The 21,250-nt window shown below is 59.9% G+C and carries 18 protein-coding genes; 8 read left to right on the forward strand and 10 right to left on the reverse strand.

Going from position 1 to position 21,250, the window contains the following annotated elements; genetic code table 11:
• Window positions 1–97: 97 nt before the first annotated feature.
• The 7 genes from GRH90_RS11355 (at window position 98) to GRH90_RS11385 (ending at window position 9,086) form a co-directional block, all read left to right on the forward strand.
• On the forward strand, window positions 98–1,432 hold the full coding sequence (locus GRH90_RS11355) for an MFS transporter (protein WP_162366060.1): 1,335 nt from the start codon (window positions 98–100) through the stop codon (window positions 1,430–1,432).
• Window positions 1,433–1,609: 177 nt separating this feature from the next.
• Complete coding sequence (manD, locus tag GRH90_RS11360; RefSeq protein ID WP_162366061.1) at window positions 1,610–2,824, forward strand: D-mannonate dehydratase ManD; 1,215 nt, start codon at window positions 1,610–1,612, stop codon at window positions 2,822–2,824.
• A 14-nt stretch (window positions 2,825–2,838) separates the two neighbouring features.
• Window positions 2,839–3,852, forward strand: a complete 1,014-nt coding sequence (locus GRH90_RS11365; RefSeq protein WP_162366062.1) for a Zn-dependent oxidoreductase — start codon at window positions 2,839–2,841, stop codon at window positions 3,850–3,852.
• Window positions 3,853–3,949: 97 nt separating this feature from the next.
• Window positions 3,950–5,239, forward strand: a complete 1,290-nt coding sequence (locus GRH90_RS11370) for an MFS transporter (protein ID WP_162366063.1) — start codon at window positions 3,950–3,952, stop codon at window positions 5,237–5,239.
• Window positions 5,240–5,283: 44 nt separating this feature from the next.
• Complete coding sequence (locus GRH90_RS11375) at window positions 5,284–6,759, forward strand: mannitol dehydrogenase family protein (protein WP_162366064.1); 1,476 nt, start codon at window positions 5,284–5,286, stop codon at window positions 6,757–6,759.
• 277 nt (window positions 6,760–7,036) lie between these two features.
• Window positions 7,037–8,392 (forward strand): MFS transporter, encoded by a 1,356-nt coding sequence (locus GRH90_RS11380; RefSeq protein WP_162366065.1) that lies wholly within the window; start codon window positions 7,037–7,039, stop codon window positions 8,390–8,392.
• Between the two features lies 1 nt (window position 8,393).
• A complete protein-coding gene (locus tag GRH90_RS11385; protein ID WP_162366066.1) occupies window positions 8,394–9,086 on the forward strand; it encodes a cyclase family protein in 693 nt (230 codons plus the stop codon).
• A 113-nt stretch (window positions 9,087–9,199) separates the two neighbouring features.
• Here GRH90_RS11385 and argE read toward each other — a convergent pair whose 3' ends face one another.
• The 10 genes from argE to GRH90_RS11435 all read right to left on the reverse strand — a co-directional run bounded on the left by argE (window position 9,200) and on the right by GRH90_RS11435 (window position 19,701).
• Window positions 9,200–10,348 (reverse strand): acetylornithine deacetylase, encoded by a 1,149-nt coding sequence (argE, locus tag GRH90_RS11390; protein ID WP_162366067.1) that lies wholly within the window; start codon window positions 10,346–10,348, stop codon window positions 9,200–9,202.
• Between the two features lie 54 nt (window positions 10,349–10,402).
• Window positions 10,403–10,810: a RidA family protein gene (locus tag GRH90_RS11395; protein ID WP_162366068.1), complete on the reverse strand. Its 408-nt coding sequence runs from the start codon at window positions 10,808–10,810 to the stop codon at window positions 10,403–10,405.
• 79 nt (window positions 10,811–10,889) lie between these two features.
• Entirely contained in the window at window positions 10,890–11,642 is a 753-nt protein-coding gene (locus GRH90_RS11400) for an amino acid ABC transporter ATP-binding protein (protein WP_162366069.1), read from the reverse strand.
• A complete protein-coding gene (locus tag GRH90_RS11405; protein WP_162366070.1) occupies window positions 11,635–12,297 on the reverse strand; it encodes an amino acid ABC transporter permease in 663 nt (220 codons plus the stop codon). Before GRH90_RS11405 ends, GRH90_RS11400 begins: the two co-directional genes overlap by 8 nt.
• On the reverse strand, window positions 12,294–12,968 hold the full coding sequence (locus GRH90_RS11410; protein ID WP_162366071.1) for an amino acid ABC transporter permease: 675 nt from the start codon (window positions 12,966–12,968) through the stop codon (window positions 12,294–12,296). The genes GRH90_RS11405 and GRH90_RS11410 overlap by 4 nt, the downstream gene beginning before the upstream one ends.
• Complete coding sequence (locus GRH90_RS11415; RefSeq protein WP_246235997.1) at window positions 12,968–14,422, reverse strand: MmgE/PrpD family protein; 1,455 nt, start codon at window positions 14,420–14,422, stop codon at window positions 12,968–12,970. Before GRH90_RS11415 ends, GRH90_RS11410 begins: the two co-directional genes overlap by 1 nt.
• 141 nt (window positions 14,423–14,563) lie before the next feature.
• The gene (locus tag GRH90_RS11420; RefSeq protein WP_162366072.1) at window positions 14,564–15,349 is read right to left on the reverse strand and encodes a transporter substrate-binding domain-containing protein; all 786 of its coding nucleotides are present in this window, start codon (window positions 15,347–15,349) and stop codon (window positions 14,564–14,566) included.
• Window positions 15,350–15,432: 83 nt separating this feature from the next.
• Window positions 15,433–16,401 (reverse strand): agmatinase, encoded by a 969-nt coding sequence (locus GRH90_RS11425; protein ID WP_162366073.1) that lies wholly within the window; start codon window positions 16,399–16,401, stop codon window positions 15,433–15,435.
• 47 nt (window positions 16,402–16,448) lie between these two features.
• On the reverse strand, window positions 16,449–17,324 hold the full coding sequence (locus tag GRH90_RS11430; RefSeq protein ID WP_162366074.1) for a MurR/RpiR family transcriptional regulator: 876 nt from the start codon (window positions 17,322–17,324) through the stop codon (window positions 16,449–16,451).
• Window positions 17,325–17,589: 265 nt separating this feature from the next.
• Entirely contained in the window at window positions 17,590–19,701 is a 2,112-nt protein-coding gene (locus tag GRH90_RS11435) for a TonB-dependent siderophore receptor (protein ID WP_312857182.1), read from the reverse strand.
• Window positions 19,702–20,296: 595 nt separating this feature from the next.
• Here GRH90_RS11435 and GRH90_RS11440 point away from each other — a divergent pair.
• Entirely contained in the window at window positions 20,297–21,193 is an 897-nt protein-coding gene (locus tag GRH90_RS11440; RefSeq protein WP_162366076.1) for an ABC transporter ATP-binding protein, read from the forward strand.
• Window positions 21,194–21,250 lie beyond the last annotated feature (57 nt).

Below are 21,250 nucleotides of genomic sequence, written 5' to 3' on the forward strand. Positions count from 1 at the left end.
TGGCCGTCTTGTATGGTAGTAGGTTCAGGTCTATTTTTTGTCTGCTTACCTGCAAATCATAAAACCCGATATACCTTTAAACCCTCAAGGCGGAAAAATGGCGAGTCAAACGGACATCCTTACTGAACAAGACAACCGGTCGCTTATCCGCCGCGTTGCCAGCGCGTCGGCCATCGGCACGGCGGCGGAATATTATGACTTTTTTGCCTACGGCACCGCCGCGGTGCTCTTTTTCGGCCATCTGTTCTTCCCCAGCACCGATCCGCTGATCAGTACCCTGGCGGCCTTCGCCACCTATGCGGTGGGCTTTTTGGCACGGCCCATCGGCGGTATCGTCTTCGGGCATATCGGCGATAAGGTGGGCCGCAAGAAAGCCCTGGTTATCACCATTCTTATCGTCGGCCTCGGCACGTTTTGCATCGGGCTGCTGCCCACCTATGAAAAAATCGGCGTCTGGGCGCCGGTGCTGTTGATTCTGATCCGTATCTTGCAAGGGTTCGGCGTCGGCGGCGAGCAGGCCGGGGCGGTATTGATGACCGCCGAGTATTCCCAACCCGCCCGCCGCGGCTTTTTTGCCAGTTGGGTGCAAATCGGCGCGCCGCTGGGCTTTTTATTGCCGCTGGCGCTGTTTGCCGCGCTGAACGCCACCCTGTCGCCCGCGCAGATGATGGATTTCGGCTGGCGCATTCCATTCCTGCTCAGCCTGCTGCTGGTGGTGGTGGGGCTGTTTATCCGCCTGCGCATCGACGAATCGCCGGTGTTCGCCAAAATCCGCGCTACCAAAGCCATGGAATCGCGCCCGGTGGTGGAAGTGATCCGCGATTATCCGGGCATCGTCGTCAAGGGCGTATGCGCCAAGCTGATTGAAGCCTGCGTTTTCGCCATGTTTACCGTGATCGTTTTAGCCTACGTGAAGGTCAATAATCTTGATACCAACCTGCTGATGGAAACCATGATTGTCGCCGTGGCGCTGGAGATCCTCGCCATTCCGCTGATGGGGCATCTGTCGGATCGCGTCGGACGCAAGCCCATCTATATGGCGGGCGCGCTGCTGCAGGTGATCATGATCGTGCCGTTTTTCCTGGCCATTAACCATGACAGCTATTGGCTGACGCAATTGGTGATGATCCTGGTGCTGACCCTGGGCCATAGCATGTGCTACGCCCCGCAGGCGTCCTATTTCCCCGAACTTTTCCCCACCCATATCCGCTGCAGCGGCATCGCCCTTATCTGGCAAATCGGCTCGCTGATTGGCAGCGGCGTGCTCGGGCTGGTGGCGGTCAAAATCCTGCAGGCCACCGGCGGGCATTATTACGGCCTGGCGATATATGTCGCGGCGCTGGGGGTGGTATCGGTTATCGGCCTGGCCATGATGCCGGAGACCGCGCCGCTGCGGCTGAAAAAAGAGTACCAGGACTGGACCAAACGTTAAGAGGCGCGCGCCCTTTGAACGCTTGATTTGAGTCCAGCGTCGGCGGGCCTGGCGCCATGGAATATTATGAGATAAAGGTAAAAATGTGATCAATGTTGCAAAATCTCACTAGCGCAACTTGTATGGTAGTATACATTGCTTATAGGTTAACCTTGTTTGTTGTTAAGGGACATATTGATGAAAATTGTTAAAGCGGAAGTATTTGTAACCTGCCCCGGCAGAAATTTCGTAACGTTGAAAATCACTACCGACGACGGCCTTACCGGGCTGGGCGACGCTACGCTTAACGGGCGCGAACTGCCGGTTGCCTCCTATCTAAAAGACCATGTCTGCCCGCAGCTGATCGGCCGCGACGCCCATAGGATCGAGGACATCTGGCAGTTTTTCTACAAGGGCGCCTACTGGCGGCGCGGGCCGGTAACCATGTCCGCCATTTCCGCCGTGGATACGGCGCTGTGGGATATCAAGGCCAAGGCCGCCAATATGCCGCTGTACCAGCTGTTGGGCGGGGCCTCGCGTACCGGCGTGATGGTGTATTGCCACACCACCGGCCACACCATCGACGAAGTGCTGGACGATTACGCCAAACACCAGGAAATGGGCTTTAAGGCGATTCGCGTGCAGTGCGGCGTGCCCGGCATGAAAACCACCTACGGCATGGCCAAGGGCAAAGGCCTGGCCTATGAGCCGGCCACCAAAGGCAGCTGGCCTGATGAGCAGCTGTGGTCGACGGAAAAATACCTCGACTTTACCCCTAAATTATTCGCGGCGGTGCGCGATAAATTCGGCTTCAATGAACACCTGCTGCACGACATGCACCATCGCCTGACGCCTATCGAGGCCGCCCGGTTCGGTAAAAGCGTCGAACCGTATCGCCTGTTCTGGATGGAAGATCCTACGCCGGCGGAAAACCAGGCCTGCTTCCGCCTGATCCGCCAGCACACCGTGACGCCGATTGCGGTAGGCGAAGTATTTAACAGTATCTGGGATTGCAAACAGCTTATCGAAGAGCAGCTGATCGACTATATCCGCACCACCATTACCCATGCCGGCGGCATTACCGGCATGCGTCGGATTGCGGATTTCGCCTCGCTATACCAGGTGCGCACCGGCTCGCACGGCCCGTCCGACCTGTCGCCGGTCTGCATGGCGGCGGCGCTGCATTTCGATCTGTGGGTGCCTAACTTCGGCGTGCAGGAATATATGGGCTACAGCGAGCAAATGCTGGAAGTCTTCCCGCATAACTGGACGTTTGACGACGGCTATATGCATCCGGGCGACAAGCCGGGACTGGGCATTGAGTTTGACGAAAGGCTGGCGGCGAAATATCCCTACGAACCGGCTCATTTACCGGTTGCCCGTCTCGAAGACGGCACCTTGTGGAACTGGTAACAGGAGAAACCATCGTGAACAGCGTAGTCATTGAACAACCGGGTAAACTGGTGATACAGAAACGCGAACTCCCCCTGCCGGCCGTCGGCGAAGTGCGCGTACGGGTAAAATACGCCGGCATTTGCGGCTCCGATGTCCATATTTACCATGGGCATAATCCCTTTGCCAAATATCCCCGCGTGATCGGGCATGAGTTTTTTGGCGAAATCGACGCGGTGGGCGCGGGCGTGGACGCGGGCCGTATCGGCGAGCGGGTCGCGGTGGATCCGGTGGTCAGCTGCGGTCATTGCTATCCCTGCTCGGTCGGGCGGCCCAACGTCTGTACCGAACTGTCGGTTATCGGCGTGCACCGTGACGGCGGTTTCAGCGACTATGCCTGCGCGCCGGCCAAAAATGCCTATGTTATCCCGGAGGCCATCCCGGATCCGTTGGCCAGCATGGTGGAGCCGTTTACCATCGCCGCCAATATTACCGCGTTCCTGCAACCTACGCCGCGCGATGTGGCCCTGGTGTACGGCGCGGGTCCGATGGGGCTGACCGCGGTACAGGTGCTGAAGGGCGTGTATGGCGTCAGCCAGGTAATTGTTGCCGACCGCATCGCTGAACGCCTGGAGATGGCGCTGGAAAGCGGCGCCGATCGGGTGATCGACAACACCAGCCTTTCGTTGCAGGACGAGCTGGAAAAGCTGGGCATCCGGCCGACGCTGATCGTGGACGCCGCCTGCCACCCCGCCATCCTGCAGGAGGCCGTTAAACTGGCCTCCCCGGCGGCGCGCATCGGCCTGTTGGGTTTTTCCGGCGATGCGAGCAGCGTGACGCAGCAGAGCATCACCAGTAAGGAAATCTCCATATTCACCTCGCGCCTTAACAGCCATCGTTTTCCACAGGTTATCGAGTGGATGGTACAGGGCAAAATCGATGTATCGAAATTAATAACTCATTATATGGATGCTGCTGACGTGGAAGCCGCATTGACGCTGTTCGAAAAAGATCAGCGTCATTGCTGCAAAGTCATATTGAAATTCTAAAGTAGTCTTCCAGGCGATGACCGCCGGTCATCGCCGCCTCTGTTTATTCCCAGCCGACAGAGCACCATAAATAATCAGGATACTGATTGGGGTATTTATGTCCAAAAATTTACGATGGGTTATTGTCTTATTGTTAGCCCTGGTCTACATGATTAATTATCTTGACCGTGTTGCCCTATCTATTACTGTGCCGATGATTGAAAAAGATTTAATGCTGAATGCCGAACAGTTCGGTATTATTTTCGGCAGCTTTTTTTTCGGCTATGCCATATTCAATTTCATCGGCGGCCTGGCGGTGGATAAATTCGGCCCCACGGTGGTGATGGCGGCGGCGGTGGGTCTCTGGTCGTTATTTTGCGGCATGACCGCCATTGCTACCGGCTTTTATTCCATGCTGATACTGCGCGTACTGTTCGGCATGGCGGAAGGACCGATTTGCTCCTCGGCCAATAAGATGATCAACGGCTGGTTCCCCAAGAAGCAGGCGGCGACGGCGATGGGCCTGCTGAGCGCCGGTTCTCCGCTGGGCGGCGCGGTGGCCGGTCCGATTGTCGGTTACCTGGCGCTATCGTTCGGCTGGCGCCCGGCGTTCATGATTATCTGCGCCGTCGGTATTGTCTGGATGCTGGTATGGCTGTTTGTCGTCGCGGATAATCCGGCAAAAAGCAAACGCGTAAGCGCCGAAGAAAAAGCCGTTATCGAACAAATGAAAATAGAGACCCATTCCGCCGAGGAAGAATTAGCACAGGCGCAACATGGTCTTGGATATTATTTACGTCAGCCGATTATATTGGCCACCGCGTTTGCTTTTTTTTGCTACAACTATATTTTATTCTTTTTCCTCAGTTGGTTCCCTTCTTATTTAGTACAGGCGCATGGCCTGAATATCAAGGAAATGAGCCTGACAACGGTTATTCCGTGGATCGTGGGCTTCTTCGGGTTGGCGTTGGGCGGCATGGTGTCGGATAGGATATTTAAACTGACCGGCAAGCTACTGCTGTCGCGAAAAATCGTCCTGGTGACCTGCCTGCTGGCGGCGGCGGTATGCGTGGCGCTGGCGGGAATGGTTGCAAGCGTGGTGCCGGCGGTTATCCTGATGTCGGTCTCGATCTTCTTCCTTTATCTTACCGGCGCGGTGTACTGGGCCATTATCCAGGACGTGGTGCATAAATCCCGCGTCGGCGGCGCCAGCGGTTTTATCCATTTGGTCGGCAGCGTATCGGGCATCGTCGGGCCGGTCGCCACCGGCTATATCGTGCAGAATACCGGCAAATTCGACAGCGCTTTCCTGCTGGCCGGCGGCATCGCCGCGCTGGGCGCGCTGCTGGTGCTGTTTGCCATTAAAGCGCCCAAACAGGCCGCGCACATACCGTTGCAACAATCTTAAGCGCGTTGGGTAATCCTTTTAATTCAAACATTGAGCGTACGATTATGCAGACATTATCAGCAACAAGTCCCGTCGCGGACGGCGTCCTTACACCGGCTTACGACCGCGAAGGCGTCAAGACGCGTATCGTCCATCTCGGATTCGGCGCTTTTCACCGCGCGCACCAGGGCGTGTACGCCGATCGGCTGGCGACGGAACACGACAGCGACTGGGGATATTGTGAAGTCAACCTGATTGGCGGCGAGAAGCAGATCGCCGATATCCAGCAGCAGGACCTGCTCTATTCGGTCTCGGAAATGGCCGACACCGGCTGGAACTGCCGCGTGGTCGGCATCGTCAGGCAGGCCATGCACCAAAGCGTCGACGGCATCAACGCCATACTGGACGCCATGGCGGCGCCGGACATTGCCATCGTATCTATTACCGTTACTGAAAAAGGCTACTGCCATCATCCCGCCAGCGGCAAGCTTAACCAGCAGCATCCGCTGATCCGGCACGACCTGGCCCACCCGGATGAACCGCAGTCGGTGGCCGGCGTCATCGTGGCGGCGCTGCGGCTGCGCCGCGAACGCGGTTTGCCGCCCTTTAGCGTCATGTCCTGCGACAACATGCCGGAAAACGGTCATGTCACGCGCAACGTGGTGCTGGAACTGGCCGGACTGCAGGATGCCTCCCTGGCCCAATGGATCGGACGGCATGTCACCTTTCCCTCCACCATGGTGGATCGCATCGTGCCGGCGGTAACGGACGAAACCCTGCGTAAAATCCAGTCGCTGCTGGGGGTGGCCGATCCGGCCGGCGTCGCCTGCGAGCCTTTTTGCCAGTGGGTGATCGAGGATAATTTTGTCCAGGGCCGTCCCGCCTGGGAAAAGGTCGGCGCGGAGCTGGTCAAGGATGTGCTGCCCTACGAAGAAATGAAGCTGCGCATGCTCAACGGCAGCCATTCCTTCCTGGCTTACCTGGGCTACCTGGCCGGCTACCAGCATATCAGCGACTGCATGCAGGATGCGCACTTCGCAGCGGCGGCCAGGAAGCTGATGATAAACGAGCAGGCGCCGACGCTGCGCGCCCTGGATGTCGATCTGGAGGCCTACGCGGATTCCTTGCTACAGCGCTACCGTAATACCGCCCTGAAACACCGGACCTGGCAGATTGCCATGGACGGTACGCAAAAGCTGCCGCAGCGTTGGCTCGATTCCATTCGCTGGCACTTAAGCCATGGCGATAGCTTTGATTACCTGGCGTTGGGCGTTGCCGGCTGGATGCGTTTTGTCGGCGGCGTCGACGAACTGGGCAATCCCATCGAGGTTAGCGACCCGCTGCTCGACCAGTTGCGGCAACGGGTAGCGCAAAGCGGGCAAGGGGCGGAACGGGTTCACGCCCTGCTCTCCCTGCAGGCCGTATTCGGCGATGACTTGCCCGATAGCCCGCGGTTTATTGAACGCGTGCTGCAAGCCTACCGGGCGTTATTGACCCATGGCGCCCGCAAAACCGTCGCGCTCTGGCCGGCGGCGGGCTGAACGCCCGATCGATGACGATGGGCTAACCGGCCGGGGCACGACGCCCCGGCCATTTACCAACGCCGGACAATCAAGGAGATGTTGCGCGCCCACCAACCGAACAGGGCCGTCCGCCATAACTTATGTACCGCTGTTGACTCAATTTTTAACCCTATTCTGTCTATATTGATGTCCCCGAGGCTAACGACAGACAGGCGTCACAGGCAGAAACCGCAGTAATCCATGTTGAAGTATCGCCCTGCAACATAATAAAAAATCATCATGAGGATTATTCAGAATGCACTATAAAGACAGTGATGACGCCAATCTGGCGAACGATAATACCATCCCGGACCGGCGGCCCGATAATGACGGGAACGGCTATCGCCGTTTCCTGCCGAAAGCGCACCCGATATCCTGGTGGATGCTGGTCATTACCACACTTGCCATCCTGATGAACTCCATCGACCGGATTATCCTGCCCACGCTGCTGCCGGCCATTATGAAAGATTTCGACCTGAGCGAAATGCAGGCCGGCTGGCTTAATTCCCTGAGTTTTATCGGGACGTTATTGGGCGCGGTTATTTTCGGTATTTTTTCCGATTATATCGGCACCGGTTATAAGCGCTGCTATAGCTGGACCATGGCGGTATTATTCGAAGTGGTCGCCGGGGTCGCTACCGCCTTTTGCAAAACCCTCGGAGCCTTCCAGTTCCTGCGGGTGATGATGGGCATGGGCACCGGCGGCTCCGAGCCGATAAACGTCGCCCTGCTCGGGGAGTGGTGGCACAAGGAGAACCGTGGGTTTGCCATCGGCGTGCATCATACCGGCTTTCCGCTGGGGCAATTTATCGGTCCGGCGCTGATAGCGCTGATCCTGGCGCTCGGCACCTGGCGGCAGGCGTTCCTGTTTATCCCGTTGATTGGGCTGAGCATCGTGGTGCTGCAGTTTTTTGTCGGCACCCGCAAGAACCAGGACAAGGTCTATACCTGGATTAAAGACAATGACCTGACGGTGCCGATTGAGGAACACCAGCAAAGCCGGCCCAGCAGCCTCAGGCATACCCTGAGGGAATCCTTTTCATGCCTGAAAAACCGCAACTGCCTGTTGGCCATCGCCCTGATCTTCGGCTTTACCTGGGCTGAAATGGGCATCGCCAATTTCCTTACCCTGCAACTGACGCGCGAAGTGGGGCTGGACCTGTCCACCGCGGCGATCATTTCCGGCGCGTCCGGTATCACCGGCTGGATCGGGCAAATCCTATGGGGCGGCTATTCCGATATCAAGGGCAGGAAAATCTCGCTGTGCGTCATTATCCTGGGATGGATCCTGGCGGCGGCGCTGTGCATGTTTATTACCTCTTCCACCGTCGGCTGGGCGATCCTTATTTTCTGGGGACTGTTCCGCAATTCGCCTTATCCGGTGGCCTATGCGCTGCTGATTGATTCCGCGCCCAAGGCGGCGGCCTCCAGCATGGGATTGATGATCGGCCTGGCCGTCGGCGTCGCCGGCATCCTGGTGGCGCCCACCGCCGGATGGATTATCCATCACTTCGGCTTCAGCGTGCATTATTTGGTGATTGTCGGCGTGCTGCTGCTCTCGTGCATACCGCTGTTGCTGATAAAAGAAACGGTAAAAGTGAGGAAGCTTTAACATGAATACTGACCTGACAGGCGGCTTGCTTGATAAAGATATTGTCGAACTGAGCCATCTCTATGAGGAACTGATGCCGGTCTGGCCGACCCATCCCAAGTTCCATAAAAGCGTCGAGGAAACCATCGCCGGCGGCGACGGCAGCTATAACACCCTGCTGCATATGGGCGATCACTGCGGCACCCATGTGGATGCGCCCGCCCATTTTATCGCCGGCGGCCAGACCATCGAGACGATTTCCCCGCGCAGGCTGCTGGGACGGGGAATCAAAATTGATGTTTCCTTTCTTCAGCCTAATCAGGAAATTTCATTGGCGATGATCAAGGATTGGGAAGCGCGATCCGTGGCGATCGGGGCCGGCGATATAGTGATATTTCGCACCGGTTATGACCAAAAATGGCGTAACCGGCCGCGCCATCAGGCGTTTATCGCCGACTGGCCGGGACTGTCAGGCGAAGGCGCGCGCTATTTGATCGACAAGGGCGTCAACGCCATAGGCACGGATGCCATGTCATTGGATGCCTATACCAATTCCAGCTACCCGTCCCACCAAATCGTACTGGGCGCCGGCGCGTTGATTATCGAGAACCTCGCCAACCTCGCCATCCTGCCGGACGCCTTTCTGTTCCTCGCCCTGCCGCTGCGCATCAAGGACGGCTCGGCCTCCCCCATCCGCGCCGTCGCCCTGGTGTGATCCCGCCGCCGTATCAGGGGATAATCCCTGATACGGCGGCGATGGCGGTATTCAGCGCCGCGTAGGAGGCGAAACCGGCCCACCGCCTGCCGGGGAGCGCGACGGCGGCGGGCTCAGCAGCCCACCACCTTGCCCAGGAACGCCTGGCACAGCGCCAGCTGTTCCACCGTCACGTATTCATCGGCCTTATGGGCCTGAATGATGGAACCCGGGCCGCACACCACCGTCGGGATGCCCGCCTGCTGGAACAGCCCCGCCTCGGTGCCGAACGACAGCGAGTCAAACGACGCCTGCCCCAGCGCGCCGGCGCAGCTTTGCTTGAGCTCATCGAGCGAACCGTCGTCGCGCAGGCCGGGATATTCCGACTGTTGCTCCAGCCGGATATCCGCCCCGCCGGCCACCTGGCGCATTTCGGGCAGCAGCCCCCGTGCAAAATGGCCCAGATCGCTTGCCAGCAGATGATGATGGGTATGCGGCAGCGGGCGGATTTCAAAATCAAACTCGCAGCGATCGGGCACCACGTTGACCGCGCTGCCGCCGTGGATGGTCCCCACCTGTACCGTCGACCAGGGCGGATCGTAACGCGTGTCGTTTTCGCCGTTGCGCCATAATCGTCCCTGGTTGCGTAAAAACAACACCAGTTCGGCGGCATAATCGATGGCGTTAACGCCCAGGTGGTTTTGAGAAGAGTGCGCCGCCTGCCCCTGCACCTGGCAGCGCCAGGCGCTTTTACCCTTATGGGCGGTGGCCACCCGCATCAGGGTCGGCTCGCCGATAATGCAGCCGGTGGGACGGGCCTGGTCGCGCGACAGCTCATCGAGCAAACCGCGCACCCCGACGCAGCCAATTTCCTCGTCATAGCTGATGGCGATATGCACCGGGCGGGCATCGGCGGCGCGGGTCGCCTGGATAAACCGCGGCGCCATCGCCAGCACGCAGGCCAGGAAGCCCTTCATATCGGCGCTGCCCCTGCCGTACAGGCGGTTATCGCGCCGGGTCAGGATAAAGGGATCGCTGCGCCAGGGCTGCCCCTCGGCCGGCACCACGTCCGAATGGCCGGACAGGCAGATACCGCCCCGGTCCATGGGGCCGATGGTGGCGTAAAGATTGGCCCGGCCGCCGTCGGCGCTGTACACCCGGCGGGAGGCAATACCGTAACCTGCCAGATAGGATTCGACGAAATCAACCAGATCCAGGTTGGAATGGCGGCTCAGCGTTGGAAAACCCACCAGCGTCGACAGCAGTTCTATGGCATCGCTCATTACGGCTCCTTTGGTTTTCACGGCATCAGGCTCGGCGCGCGGCCGCGTGCCTGGTTATGATTTGACGGCGATAACGTCGATTTCCACCCACCACTCCGGACGCGCCAGCGAGGTAATCATCAGGCCGGTGGATACCGGGAATACGCCTTTCAGCCAGCGGCCCATGATATTGTAGACCGTCTCGCGGTAGCGGACATCGGTCAGGTAGACGGTGATTTTACAGATATCCTCCAGCCTGCTGCCCGCCTCTTCCAGCAGCATAGCGATATTGTGCATGGCCTGCTCGGTCTGAGCGGCCACGTCGCCTTTGCCGACCGACTCGCGGGTGTCCAGGTCCTGGCCGATCTGGCCGCGCAGGAATACCATGTTGCCGGCCACCACCGCCTGGCATAAATCATTATCCAGCTTCTGTTCGGGGTAGGTTTCCTTGGTATTAAACGGACGAATACGGGTGTGGCTCATGACGCTTATCTCCATTGGTGCGATTTAGGGTTGCCGGCCGGGATTCGCCCCGGCCGGATATAACGCAATCCCTGCCGGATCAGGCCAGGAACTGTTTTAATTCGGCGGTCCGCGGATTATCGAAAATGTCCTCGGGCGTGCCCATTTCATGGACGCGGCCCTGGTGCATAAACACGATGCGGTCGGCCACCTTGCGCGCGAAGCCCATCTCATGGGTGACCATGATGATGGTCATGCCGTCGGTGGCGAGGCCCTCGATCACCTGCAGCACCTCGCCCACCAGTTCCGGGTCGAGGGCGGAGGTGATTTCGTCGCACAGCAGCACTTCCGGGTTCATCGCCAGCGAACGGGCAATAGCCACCCGCTGCTGCTGGCCGCCGGAAAGATTGCCGGGCCAGGTGGCGAACTTTTCCTCCAGGCCGACGCGTTTCAACAAGGCGCGCGCCGCGCGTTCCGCCTGTTCGCGCGGCATTTTTTTCACCAGGGTCGGCGCCAGCATCACGTTTTTGCCCACCGTCAGGTGCGGGAACAGGTTGAAGCTCTGGAAAATCATGCCGACGTTCTGGCGTAGCTCGCGCATGGCGGCCGGGTCATGCTGGCGGATGACCTGTCCGTCCACCGTCAGCGCGCCTTCCTCAAAACTTTCCAGACCGTTGATGCAGCGCAGCAGCGTGCTTTTACCCGAGCCGCTCTTGCCGAGGATACACACCACCTCCTGGCGTTTAATCTGTAAATCAATGCCCTTGAGCACCTCGTTGTCGCCAAAGCGCTTATGCAGGCCGCGAATATCGACCACCGCGAAGGCGGTTTCATCAGGAGTAATATCAGTCATGCCTGTCGGCTCCCTGGGTGAGTTGCTGTTCTAAATGCCGACTCCACCATGACAGCGGAAAGCACAGGATGAAATACAGCGCCGCGACGCTGCCGTAGACCAGGAAAGGCGCAAAGGTGGCGTTGGAAATAATTTGCCCCGAGCGGGTCAGCTCGACAAAACCAATCACCGAGGCCAGGGCGGTAGCCTTGACCGCCTGCACCAGGAACCCCACCGTCGGCGCCAGCGCGACCCGCAGCGACTGCGGCAGGATCACGTAGCGTAGCTGCTCGCCAAATGACAGCGCCAGGCTGGCGGCGGCCTCCCATTGCTGGCGGGGAATACTCTCCACGCTGCCGCGCCAGATTTCGGTCAGGTAGGCGCTGGCGTAAAGCGTCAGGCACAGGCTGGCGGCAAACAGCGGCGTGGTCTCGACGCCGAACAGCGCCAGGCCGAAATAGGTCAGGAACAACTGCATCAGGAGCGGCGTGCCCTGGAACAGATTGACGTAGAGGATCACCAGCAGTTGCAGCCAGCGCCGGTGCGATAGCCTGAGCACCAGCAGGATGGCGCCGACAATGCCGCCGCCGATAAAGGCAATGGCCGACAGCCCGACGGTCCAGCGCAGCGCCAGCAGCAGGTTGCGGTAAATGTCCCATAAAGTGAAATCACTCATGATTTTTCCCCAAGCGCCGGCCCAAAGATAAACCGCGGCCCGAACCAGCCGAGGAACTGACGCACCATCACCGCCAGCGCCAGGTAAATCACCGCGGCGATGATAAAGGATTCAAAATTGCGGAAAGAACGACTGGCGATCAGGTTGGCGCTGAACGACAGCTCTTCGGTGGAAATCTGGCTGCATACCGCCGATCCCAGCATGATGATAATCACCTGGCCGATCAGTGACGGCCAGACGCGGGCCAGCGCGGGCGGCAGCACCACGCGGGAAAAGATCTGCCAGCGGTCCAGCGCCAGGCTCTGGGCCGCCTCAATCTGGCTGCGCGCGGTGGTGGCGATGCCGGCGCGGGTGATCTCGGCCGCATAGGCGCCGAGGTTCAGCACCAGCGACAGCACGCTGGCGGTGATGGCCGTCATATGCAGTCCCAGGGCGGGCAGGCCGAAGAAAATAAAAAACAGCTGCACGATATAAGGGGTATTACGCACCAGCTCGATATAACAGCCGACCGCAAACCGCAGCCAGGACGCGCCGTTGGCCCGCGCCCAGCCGCAGGCGATGCCCAGCAGCAGTCCCAGCAGCGTGGAGACCAGCGTCATGGCAAGCGTGACCAGCGTGCCGCCAAGCAACAGCGGCCATTGTTCCAGTACCGAGGAAAAATCAAAAACCATTACCCATACTCCTTCGGTGTCGGGTCGTCCAGGATAAGAGAATGTACGTCGGACAGCGCCCGTAGCCGCCAGAGGGTCGCCAGCAGTTGCCCGGCCTGCCCGGGCGCCGGGCCGCGGGCGGCGCAGCGCAGGAATTTATCGCCCAGCGCCCGGTCGTCCAGCGGGCGGGCGGCGCTGCCCGCGGCCTTGGCGACGAAACACCGCAGGGTTGCGCCGTCGCGCAGGGTGATGGTCACGTCCGCGCCTTCCGGCGCGTCGGCCAGTAGCGCGGGGTCGGCCCAGCGCGCGCCGCTGGTCATGCTGACCCGACCCATCAGATCGACCAGGGCATTATCGGTCATCAGCCGATCGTCCAGGTGATCAAGCGTCAGCTCGCCGAACGCCAGCGACGCCGCGATGGCGAACGGCAGGCTGAATTGCCCTTCCCGGGCGGTGCGCGGAAACGGATAAATCAGGTTCGCCGCCACCACCGGCGGCACGTCGCAGGCGATGCCGGCTATCTGGCCCGGATGCAGGCCGTGGCGCGCCACCAGCTCCAGCACCCCGTCCACCGCCGCATGGGAAGAGAGACAGACCGGGATGCGTTTCACATCCACGCCCGGCGACAGCAGGCACCACCGCCCTTGCGCGGGCGTCAGCCATCCGGCGTCGAACACGCCGTCGTTGGTAAGCGCCGCCAGCCCGTAATCATGTTCCAATGCGTTGGCGGGTCCGCCCGCGCCCTGCTCCGCCAGCAGCGCGGCCATTACGCCGCTTTCGGCGGCGCGTCCCGCCAGCAGGGGTTTGGCGTCGCTGCCGAAGACGCATTTCATGCCGCCGCTGCCGGCAATGGCCAACCCCAGCGCATGCCCGGTGGCGCCGGTATCCAGGGCCAGCAGTTTGGCCGTCGCCGCGCAGGCGCCGATAGCGCCCAGCAGGCCGGTGGTCCACCAGCCGCGATCGTAAAGGGCGCGTCCCAGCGCCATGCCGACGCGGTACTGGCACTCCGCCCCGGCCACCAGCGCCGTCAGCAGCGCCTCGCCGCCGGCATGGCGCGCCTGCGCCACCGCCAGGGCCGCCGGCACGATCACCGCCGAGCCATGGACAAAACCGGCATAACAATTATCGTCAAAATCGAGTGCGTGGGCGGCCACGCCGTTGGCAAACGCCGCCGACGGCGCCGCATAACGCCCGGAGGCGCCCGCCACCGCCGCGCCGCCGTCGGCCGCGTTAAGCGCCGCGACCCGCCGGGCCATGCCGGCGACCGGGGTGGCGGCACCCGCCAGCATCACGCCCAGGGTGTCCACCAGGCAGCGCAGCGCCACATGGTTTACCGCGTCGGGGATATCCGCGGGTGCCAGGGCCGCCAGCCAGTCAGCCAGGCGCCGGGCGCCGCCGGTTGCCATTCCCGCCGGGGCTGGCCTGGCCGGCCCGTTATCCGGCCCATGCCGTCGCGGCTTTTTTGTCGTCGTCATCAACTCCGCCTGTACCTTGACCTGATGGTCGCCATCTTCAACAGCTCCGCGCGCGGCCTGGCCTGCTGGTCGCCATCTTCAACAGCTCCGCGCGTGCCTTGGCCTGCTGGTTATCATCATGCCGCGCGCCGCGGCCGGGGGTTATTCCGGCAATTCGCCCGCCGGCGCGCCCAGCCATTTTTGCGAAATGTTATCCAACGTGCCGTCGGCCTTGGCGGCGCGCAGGATCTCATTAACCTTGGCCACCAGCTCCGGCTGGTCTTTCGGCAGGCCGACGTAGCAAGGCGCGTTGGACAGGATCACCTTGAGATGCAAATCCAGCTGCGGATGTTTTTGTTTCATCGCGCCGGCGACCGTGGTGCCGATGGCCACCAGTTGCGTCTGGCCGGACAAGAACGCGGAGATGGTGCTGTTGTTATCCTCGAAGCGTTTGATCTCCGCGCCAGGCGCCAGGCGGGTAAGCTCTTCGTCCTGCATCGAGCCGCGGGTGACGGAAACGGTTTTGCCGGCGAGTTCGCCGAAGTTGGCCGCCGGGGTTTTTTCACCGCCGAATACCGCGTCGAAAAACGGCGCGTAGGCGATGCTATAGTCGATGACCTTGGCCCGCTCCGCGGTTTTACCCAGCGACGAGATGGTCATGTCCGCTTTACCGGTCTGCAGGTAGGGCACCCGGTTCGGTCCGGTGACCGGCACCAGGGTTACCTTGGCGCCGAGCTTCCGGCCCAGCAGGTTGGCCACGTCGATATCCAGGCCCTGCGGCACCATGTCGCCGCCCACGTAACCATAAGGCGGGTAGTCCACCGGCACCGCCACGCGCAGCGTTTTCTGGCTCATGATATTATCGAGCGCGTTGGCGGCGTTGGCGGTCATCATGGAGAAGGCGGCCAGCGCGCCGACCAAAAGCGGTATCACGGAATGTCTTTTCATAACGGTTATCCTATGTAGTCGAAAAAGGAATCAAAAATGCGGGCGGAACCTCCGTGCCGTCGCCGGCGGCGGCGGCAACCGGGCTATTTCTTGAAATATCCCGCCCTGACCGCCATGCCGATCAGGTTGACAAAGAAACGGCAGGCGGTAATGGCGGTAATGCCGTTAAGATCTTTTTTCGGCGTGATCTCGACGATATCCATGCCCACCACACGACCTTTTTTCACCAGGCCGTGGATGATTTTACGCGCCTCGGAATAGGTTACGCCGCCCAGCGCCGGGCCGTTAACGGCAGGCATAATAGTAGGATCGATACCGTCCGCATCCAGGGTAATGTAGTAATTGCCGCCGTCGGGGATACGGTCGAGCACCGACTGGGCACCCTCGTCGTGCAGCTCATGGGCGGTAATCAGGTGTGCGCCGTAGGCCAGCGCGGCGTCCACTTCCTCCTGGCGGGCGGAACCGTTGGCGCGCAGGCCAATCTGGAAAATCTCGCCGATATGGTCCATTTCAGAGGCGCGGCGGATGGGGCTGGAATAACCGTCGGTGACGCCGTTGACCTCCTGACGCCAGTCAAGATGCGAATCGATATGCACCAGGGTAATCGGCCCCAGGGTATCGAGCGCGCGCAGCACCGGGATCGGCACCCCGTGGTCGCCGCCAATCACCAGCGGCATGCCGCCAAGGGAGATGATTTTGCGCACCACCGCCTCGGCGGCGTCATAATGGCCGCCCAGTTCACGCGCGTCGCCGGCGATATCGCCGCAGTCCACCATATGGATCGGCCGGTTGTCCATCAGCGGGCCGCCGATATCGAAATCATAACGCTCGATGCTGCGCACGGCGCGATCGGTGGCCTGGCGCACCGCGGTGGGGGCGTTGGTCTGATCGTTGGTGACCTCATCGATGGAGTACGGCGAGCCGTAGGGAATGCCCAGTACGGCGATATCCACCGACTCGAGGGTATTCAGGTCGGTGACCACTTCCGAATACAGCAGGCTTTTATGACCGTGTTTCGGCGCGGTGGTGAGTTCCGGTTTATAACTTGTCATCTTTATGTCCTGTACCTGTTGTCAAAATTCCGCAATACGGCGGCGGGTTAATCCACGCTCCACCATTCGCCCATTGCCCATAATTTTTCCTCGGTCTGGCTGACCAGGGCGCGCACATCCACCTTCGAGGTGGCCGCCATCAGCGCCGCCAGCAGTTCGCTCACCATAAACGCCGGCGTCAGGGTGTCGAAAAAAGAGGCGGTCTGTTTTTTCACCAGGATGGCCTCGCCGGCCAATCGCGCCACCGGCGAGCTGGCGTTGTCGCTGATGGCGACGATTTTTACCTTTTGCTGGGACAGATAGCGGGTCAGGGCCACCGAGCGCCTGGAATAGGGCGACAGGCTGCACACCAGCAGGGCGTCTTTCGGCCCCAGGGTGCCCATCAGCGCCATGATGCCGCTCTCCCCCGCCCCTTCCACCAAATGGACGTTATTCTTGAAATAGGACGCCACGTGGCAAAAATGAAACGCCACCGGAAACGATGAGCGCAGGCCGAGACAATAAATATCCCGCGCCCCGGAAAGGATTTTGGCGGCGCGCACCATGGCGGCCAGGTTGTCGTCCCGGCACGATGCCCGGATATGGTCGGTGGTGGTATTGGCCAGGTCCAGCAACAGGGAGGTTTCCCCTACCTTTTGTTTCATTTCCACCAGCGCCGGCACCCGCGAGCCATATTCATAGCCTTTGGCGCGCACCGCATTGACGAAAATGGCGCGGATATCGTCATAACCCTTAAGGCCGAGGCGTTTTGCCAGGCGCGTCATGGTGGAGGGCGGGATCCCCGCCAGCCTCGCCTGTTCGCGCATGGACATTACCGCCACCTCCTGCGGGTGATCCAGCACAAAACTGGCCGCCTGCCGCACCTGTTTCGGCAAAGATTCATACTGGGCCTTAATGGCCTGACAGAGCGCGAGCTGATCCATGGGCTGGGTCCGTGATGAATTCGTCTTCATCACAATTGCAACGCTTATGCCAAAAATGATTGCCTATGATTCATTTGATTCATTTCTGCAACAGGTCTTTTTGGACGGAGGGAGGCGCCGGTGGAAGGGGGTTAAACGGGATGGTTCATTTGATTCATTTTTGCGGAAAATTAATTTTACCGCGCGGTGCGAGACGGCGACAGGACCGGCCGGCCCTGCCGCCGCCCCGCACGCAATTGAGGCAACGGCGCACCGCAGCGGTGCGTCAGAGATCGACTTTCACGGTAAACTGCATCTGGAACGGCTCGCCGATCTGGTTGGCCAGGTTGTTGGTGCCGATGGACGAGGTGTAATACGTCTTGTCGAACAGGTTCTTCAGGTTGACCTGCAGGGTGACCGGATGATCGGCCTTGATATGGTAGGCGGCGAAAGCGTCCGCGACGATATATCCCGGCAGGTAATAATCCGCGCCGCTGGTGCCCGAGCGCTTGCCTACGCCTCGCGCCCCGCCGCCGATGGTCAGGTCGTTGCCGCCGATGATGTCGCCGACATCATAGGTCAGGAACAGCGAACCGGTATGGCGCGGCACGTTAACCAACGGTTTGCCGGCGTAATCCGGATCGTCGAGGATTTTCGCGTCGGTATAACCGTAGCTGGCGATCAGGTTGATGTTATCGGTCAGGGCGCCGGAGACGTCCATTTCCACGCCGCGCGACCGCACCTTGCCCGCCGTGCGGGCATAGGTCTCGTCGCCGATGGCCTCGTTATACAGTACGTTGCGTTTGTCGATATCGAACAGGGCGATATTGGACGTCACGCCGTTAAACAGCTCGAACTTGGCGCCGACCTCATAGGCCGTCGAGGTTTCCGGCGGCAGGCTGCCGATGTAGTTGGCGATGGAATACTGCGGCACCACCGAGCGCGCCACGTTGCCGTAGAAAGACAGCTGCGGGGTGGCTTTGTACACCAGGCCGAATTTAGGCACCCATTTGCTGTCGCTGCTGTCGGTATTGACGTTGAACGGACGGCCCTTGCCGGCGTATTCGGTGAAATACATATAGCGCATGGCGGCCACGGCAATCCACTTATCGGTCAGGTACAGCGAATCCTGCGCGTAGCCGGAATAGGTTTCCTGCTGAATGCGTTGATCGCTGTCCGACGCGCTGACGCTGCCGCAGGTGGAGGTATTGCCGTAGGTCGGGTGGTAAATATTAAAATCCTGTACGTTCTTGCAGCGGATCATATCGGTGCGCAGCAGATCGTAGTTTTCATAGGCCACGCCGGTGAGGATTTCATTATAAAACCCGCCGATCTCCACGTTGCCCTGCAAATCCGCGCGCGTGGCGTGCATGCGCTGGGTCGAGCCGTTGGTGGCGTCGACGCGGCGCGTGACGTTGCCGGTGGCGGCGTCATAAGCCATGACCCGCGACTGGTTATCGGTATATTTATCCTGGCTGAAGCCGTAATCAAATTTGGCTTTCCAGGCATTATTCAAACGATACTCCATATTCAGCTGGGCCACGTCCGAATAACCGTCGGTAATATTAAACGGCTCGTCTAGCCGGGTCTTGCGATCGATATCAATGGCATGTTTGGTGGTCAAATCAAATATGGTGCCGCGATCGAACGGGATTTGATAATCGCGGTGGGAATAAAAGACGTTCACCGTGGCGTTATCGCCGTAATAACTTAGCGAGGGCGAGAAAAACGTACTTTTGGATTTGCCGAAATTGCGCCAGTAATCTTCATGCTGGTATTGGCCGATCAGGCGATAGGCAAAGCGAGTGCCTTCGATCGGCCCGGTTAAATCCAGCGTGCCGTTGCCGCCGCCGAAGCTGGTGGCGGTGGCGGACACCGATCCGGCAAAGGCGGTCTGCGGCCGTTTGGTAATGACGTTAACCAGGCCGCCGGGGTCCATAATGCCATACAGAGTCGAGCTTGGCCCCTTCAACACCTCCACTCGGGAGGTGGCGGCGTTGAAACTGCGCGGCTGCACGGTCTTGAGGCCGTTGGTCAGGATCGATCCGTCGCGGTTATCGCCGAAGCCCCGGCGGGAAAAGGAGTCCTGCGTGCCGCCCAGCGTATTGGTTTGCGCTATGTTGCTGACATTATATAACACATCGTCCAGCGAGGTGGCGTGTTGATCGGTAATCACCCGATCGCTGACGGTATTCACCACCTGTGGAATATCCAGCAACGGCATATCGGTAAGCGTGGCGGTGGAAGAGCTCAGCGGCTGGTAGCCGAGCGTGGCGTTATCGGAGAACCCCGGCGCGTCGCCGGTCACGGTCAGCGTCTCCCCATCGGCGCCGCCGGTGTCATCGGCTTGGGCATTGGCGGCAAGCTCATCCGGTGAATGTACGGGATTAACGGCAATCTTGCCGGTATCCCGCGCGCCGGCGGTTTCGCCCGCCGCCGCCAGGGCCACGGGAGCTGAAAGCAGCGTCCCGGCTAAACATAAAACGGTTAACACAAGGTCGTTATTTCCCGGAGATGTTTTTGGTAACTCGATCATTTTCCCTATCCTGCTTAAATATCATCGCCCTGTTTGGCTGACATGAACGGCTTGTTTTCATTGCTCGGGGGCAACGCGGTTTAACGCCGCGTTTATTATTGTGGTTATTTTGAGAATGCGGTTGAAACTGATTATCATTCAAACATGGCAACCTGTAGTAGTAAACGCCGCGCGCAATAAAAGCCCGCCGCTATTTTCCGGGCAACGCCCCTGCCGGGAGTGGGCAAATTATTATGGCTATCCCGCTGATATAAGGCCTGTTTGTATCCAGCTGCCCACGTTTTCCCCACCGCTGTCCCGCTGTCGGTTATCCGGGCTGTCGTCGCTTCATGGCGCTTGACTACTACAGTAGTAATGCGCATTATCACGAAAACGAATGAGAGTTATTTGCATTTTTGGTCGCGTATACTCGCTGATGGGATAACATCAGTCAATTGATTCAACGTGGGAGCAGTCAATGCCGCAGTCAGTGGATGCCGATACGCCGCCGTCGGGGCCGGAAACGGCACCGGCCTTAACGCATGGCATAACGCCCGGAACCGCGCCGGAAAGGCTAAAAACCGCACTTTCCCTGGACAATATATCGGCGGGTTATGGCGGCGCGCTGATGGTGGAAAACGTCAGCATAATCATACCCGCCGGGAAAATGACCGTGCTGGCAGGCGCCAACGGCTCGGGAAAATCCACCCTGCTGGCCACCATCGCCAGGATGTTGCGCCCCGCCGCCGGCCGGGTGCTGCTGGACGGCAAGGCCATCCACCAGATACCTACCAAGGCCGTGGCCCGCAGGCTGGGCATCCTGCCGCAGGCCCCGCGCCTGCCGGAAGGATTGACGGTATTTGAACTGGTGTCGCGCGGTCGTTTTCCCCATCAAACCCTGCTGCGTCAATGGTCGGCGGCGGATGAGCGCGCGGTTAACGACGCCATGCGCCTGACCGGCACCCTGGACTTCGCGCATCAGCCGGTGGACAGCCTTTCCGGCGGCCAGCGCCAACGCTGCTGGATTGCCATGGCGCTGGCGCAGGAAACGGAGATTATCCTGCTTGACGAGCCGACCACCTTTCTTGATCTACGCTACCAGGTGGACATCCTCGAACTGCTGTTTGACCTGACCCGACTCCATGGCCGCACGGTGGTGGTGGTGCTGCACGATCTTAACTTCGCGGTTAACTATGCCGACACCCTGCTGTTCCTCAAGCAGGGGCGGATCCGGGGCGTACTGGCCGACAGCGGGTTATGCACCCCGGAGCTGATCAAAGACGTCTTTGACGTGGAAGTACAGATGTCGGTGAATCCGGTGACGCGAAAACCTTTTTTTATCCCCTTCCGCGCCCGGGGTCATGACCTACCATGACCATGCTTGACGACGCTGCAAAGCCGGCAAAACCCGCGCGCGGCAAACAACACGCCG

The organism is Acerihabitans arboris (assembly GCF_010131535.1).
GTDB classification, from domain to species: domain Bacteria; phylum Pseudomonadota; class Gammaproteobacteria; order Enterobacterales; family Enterobacteriaceae; genus Acerihabitans; species Acerihabitans arboris.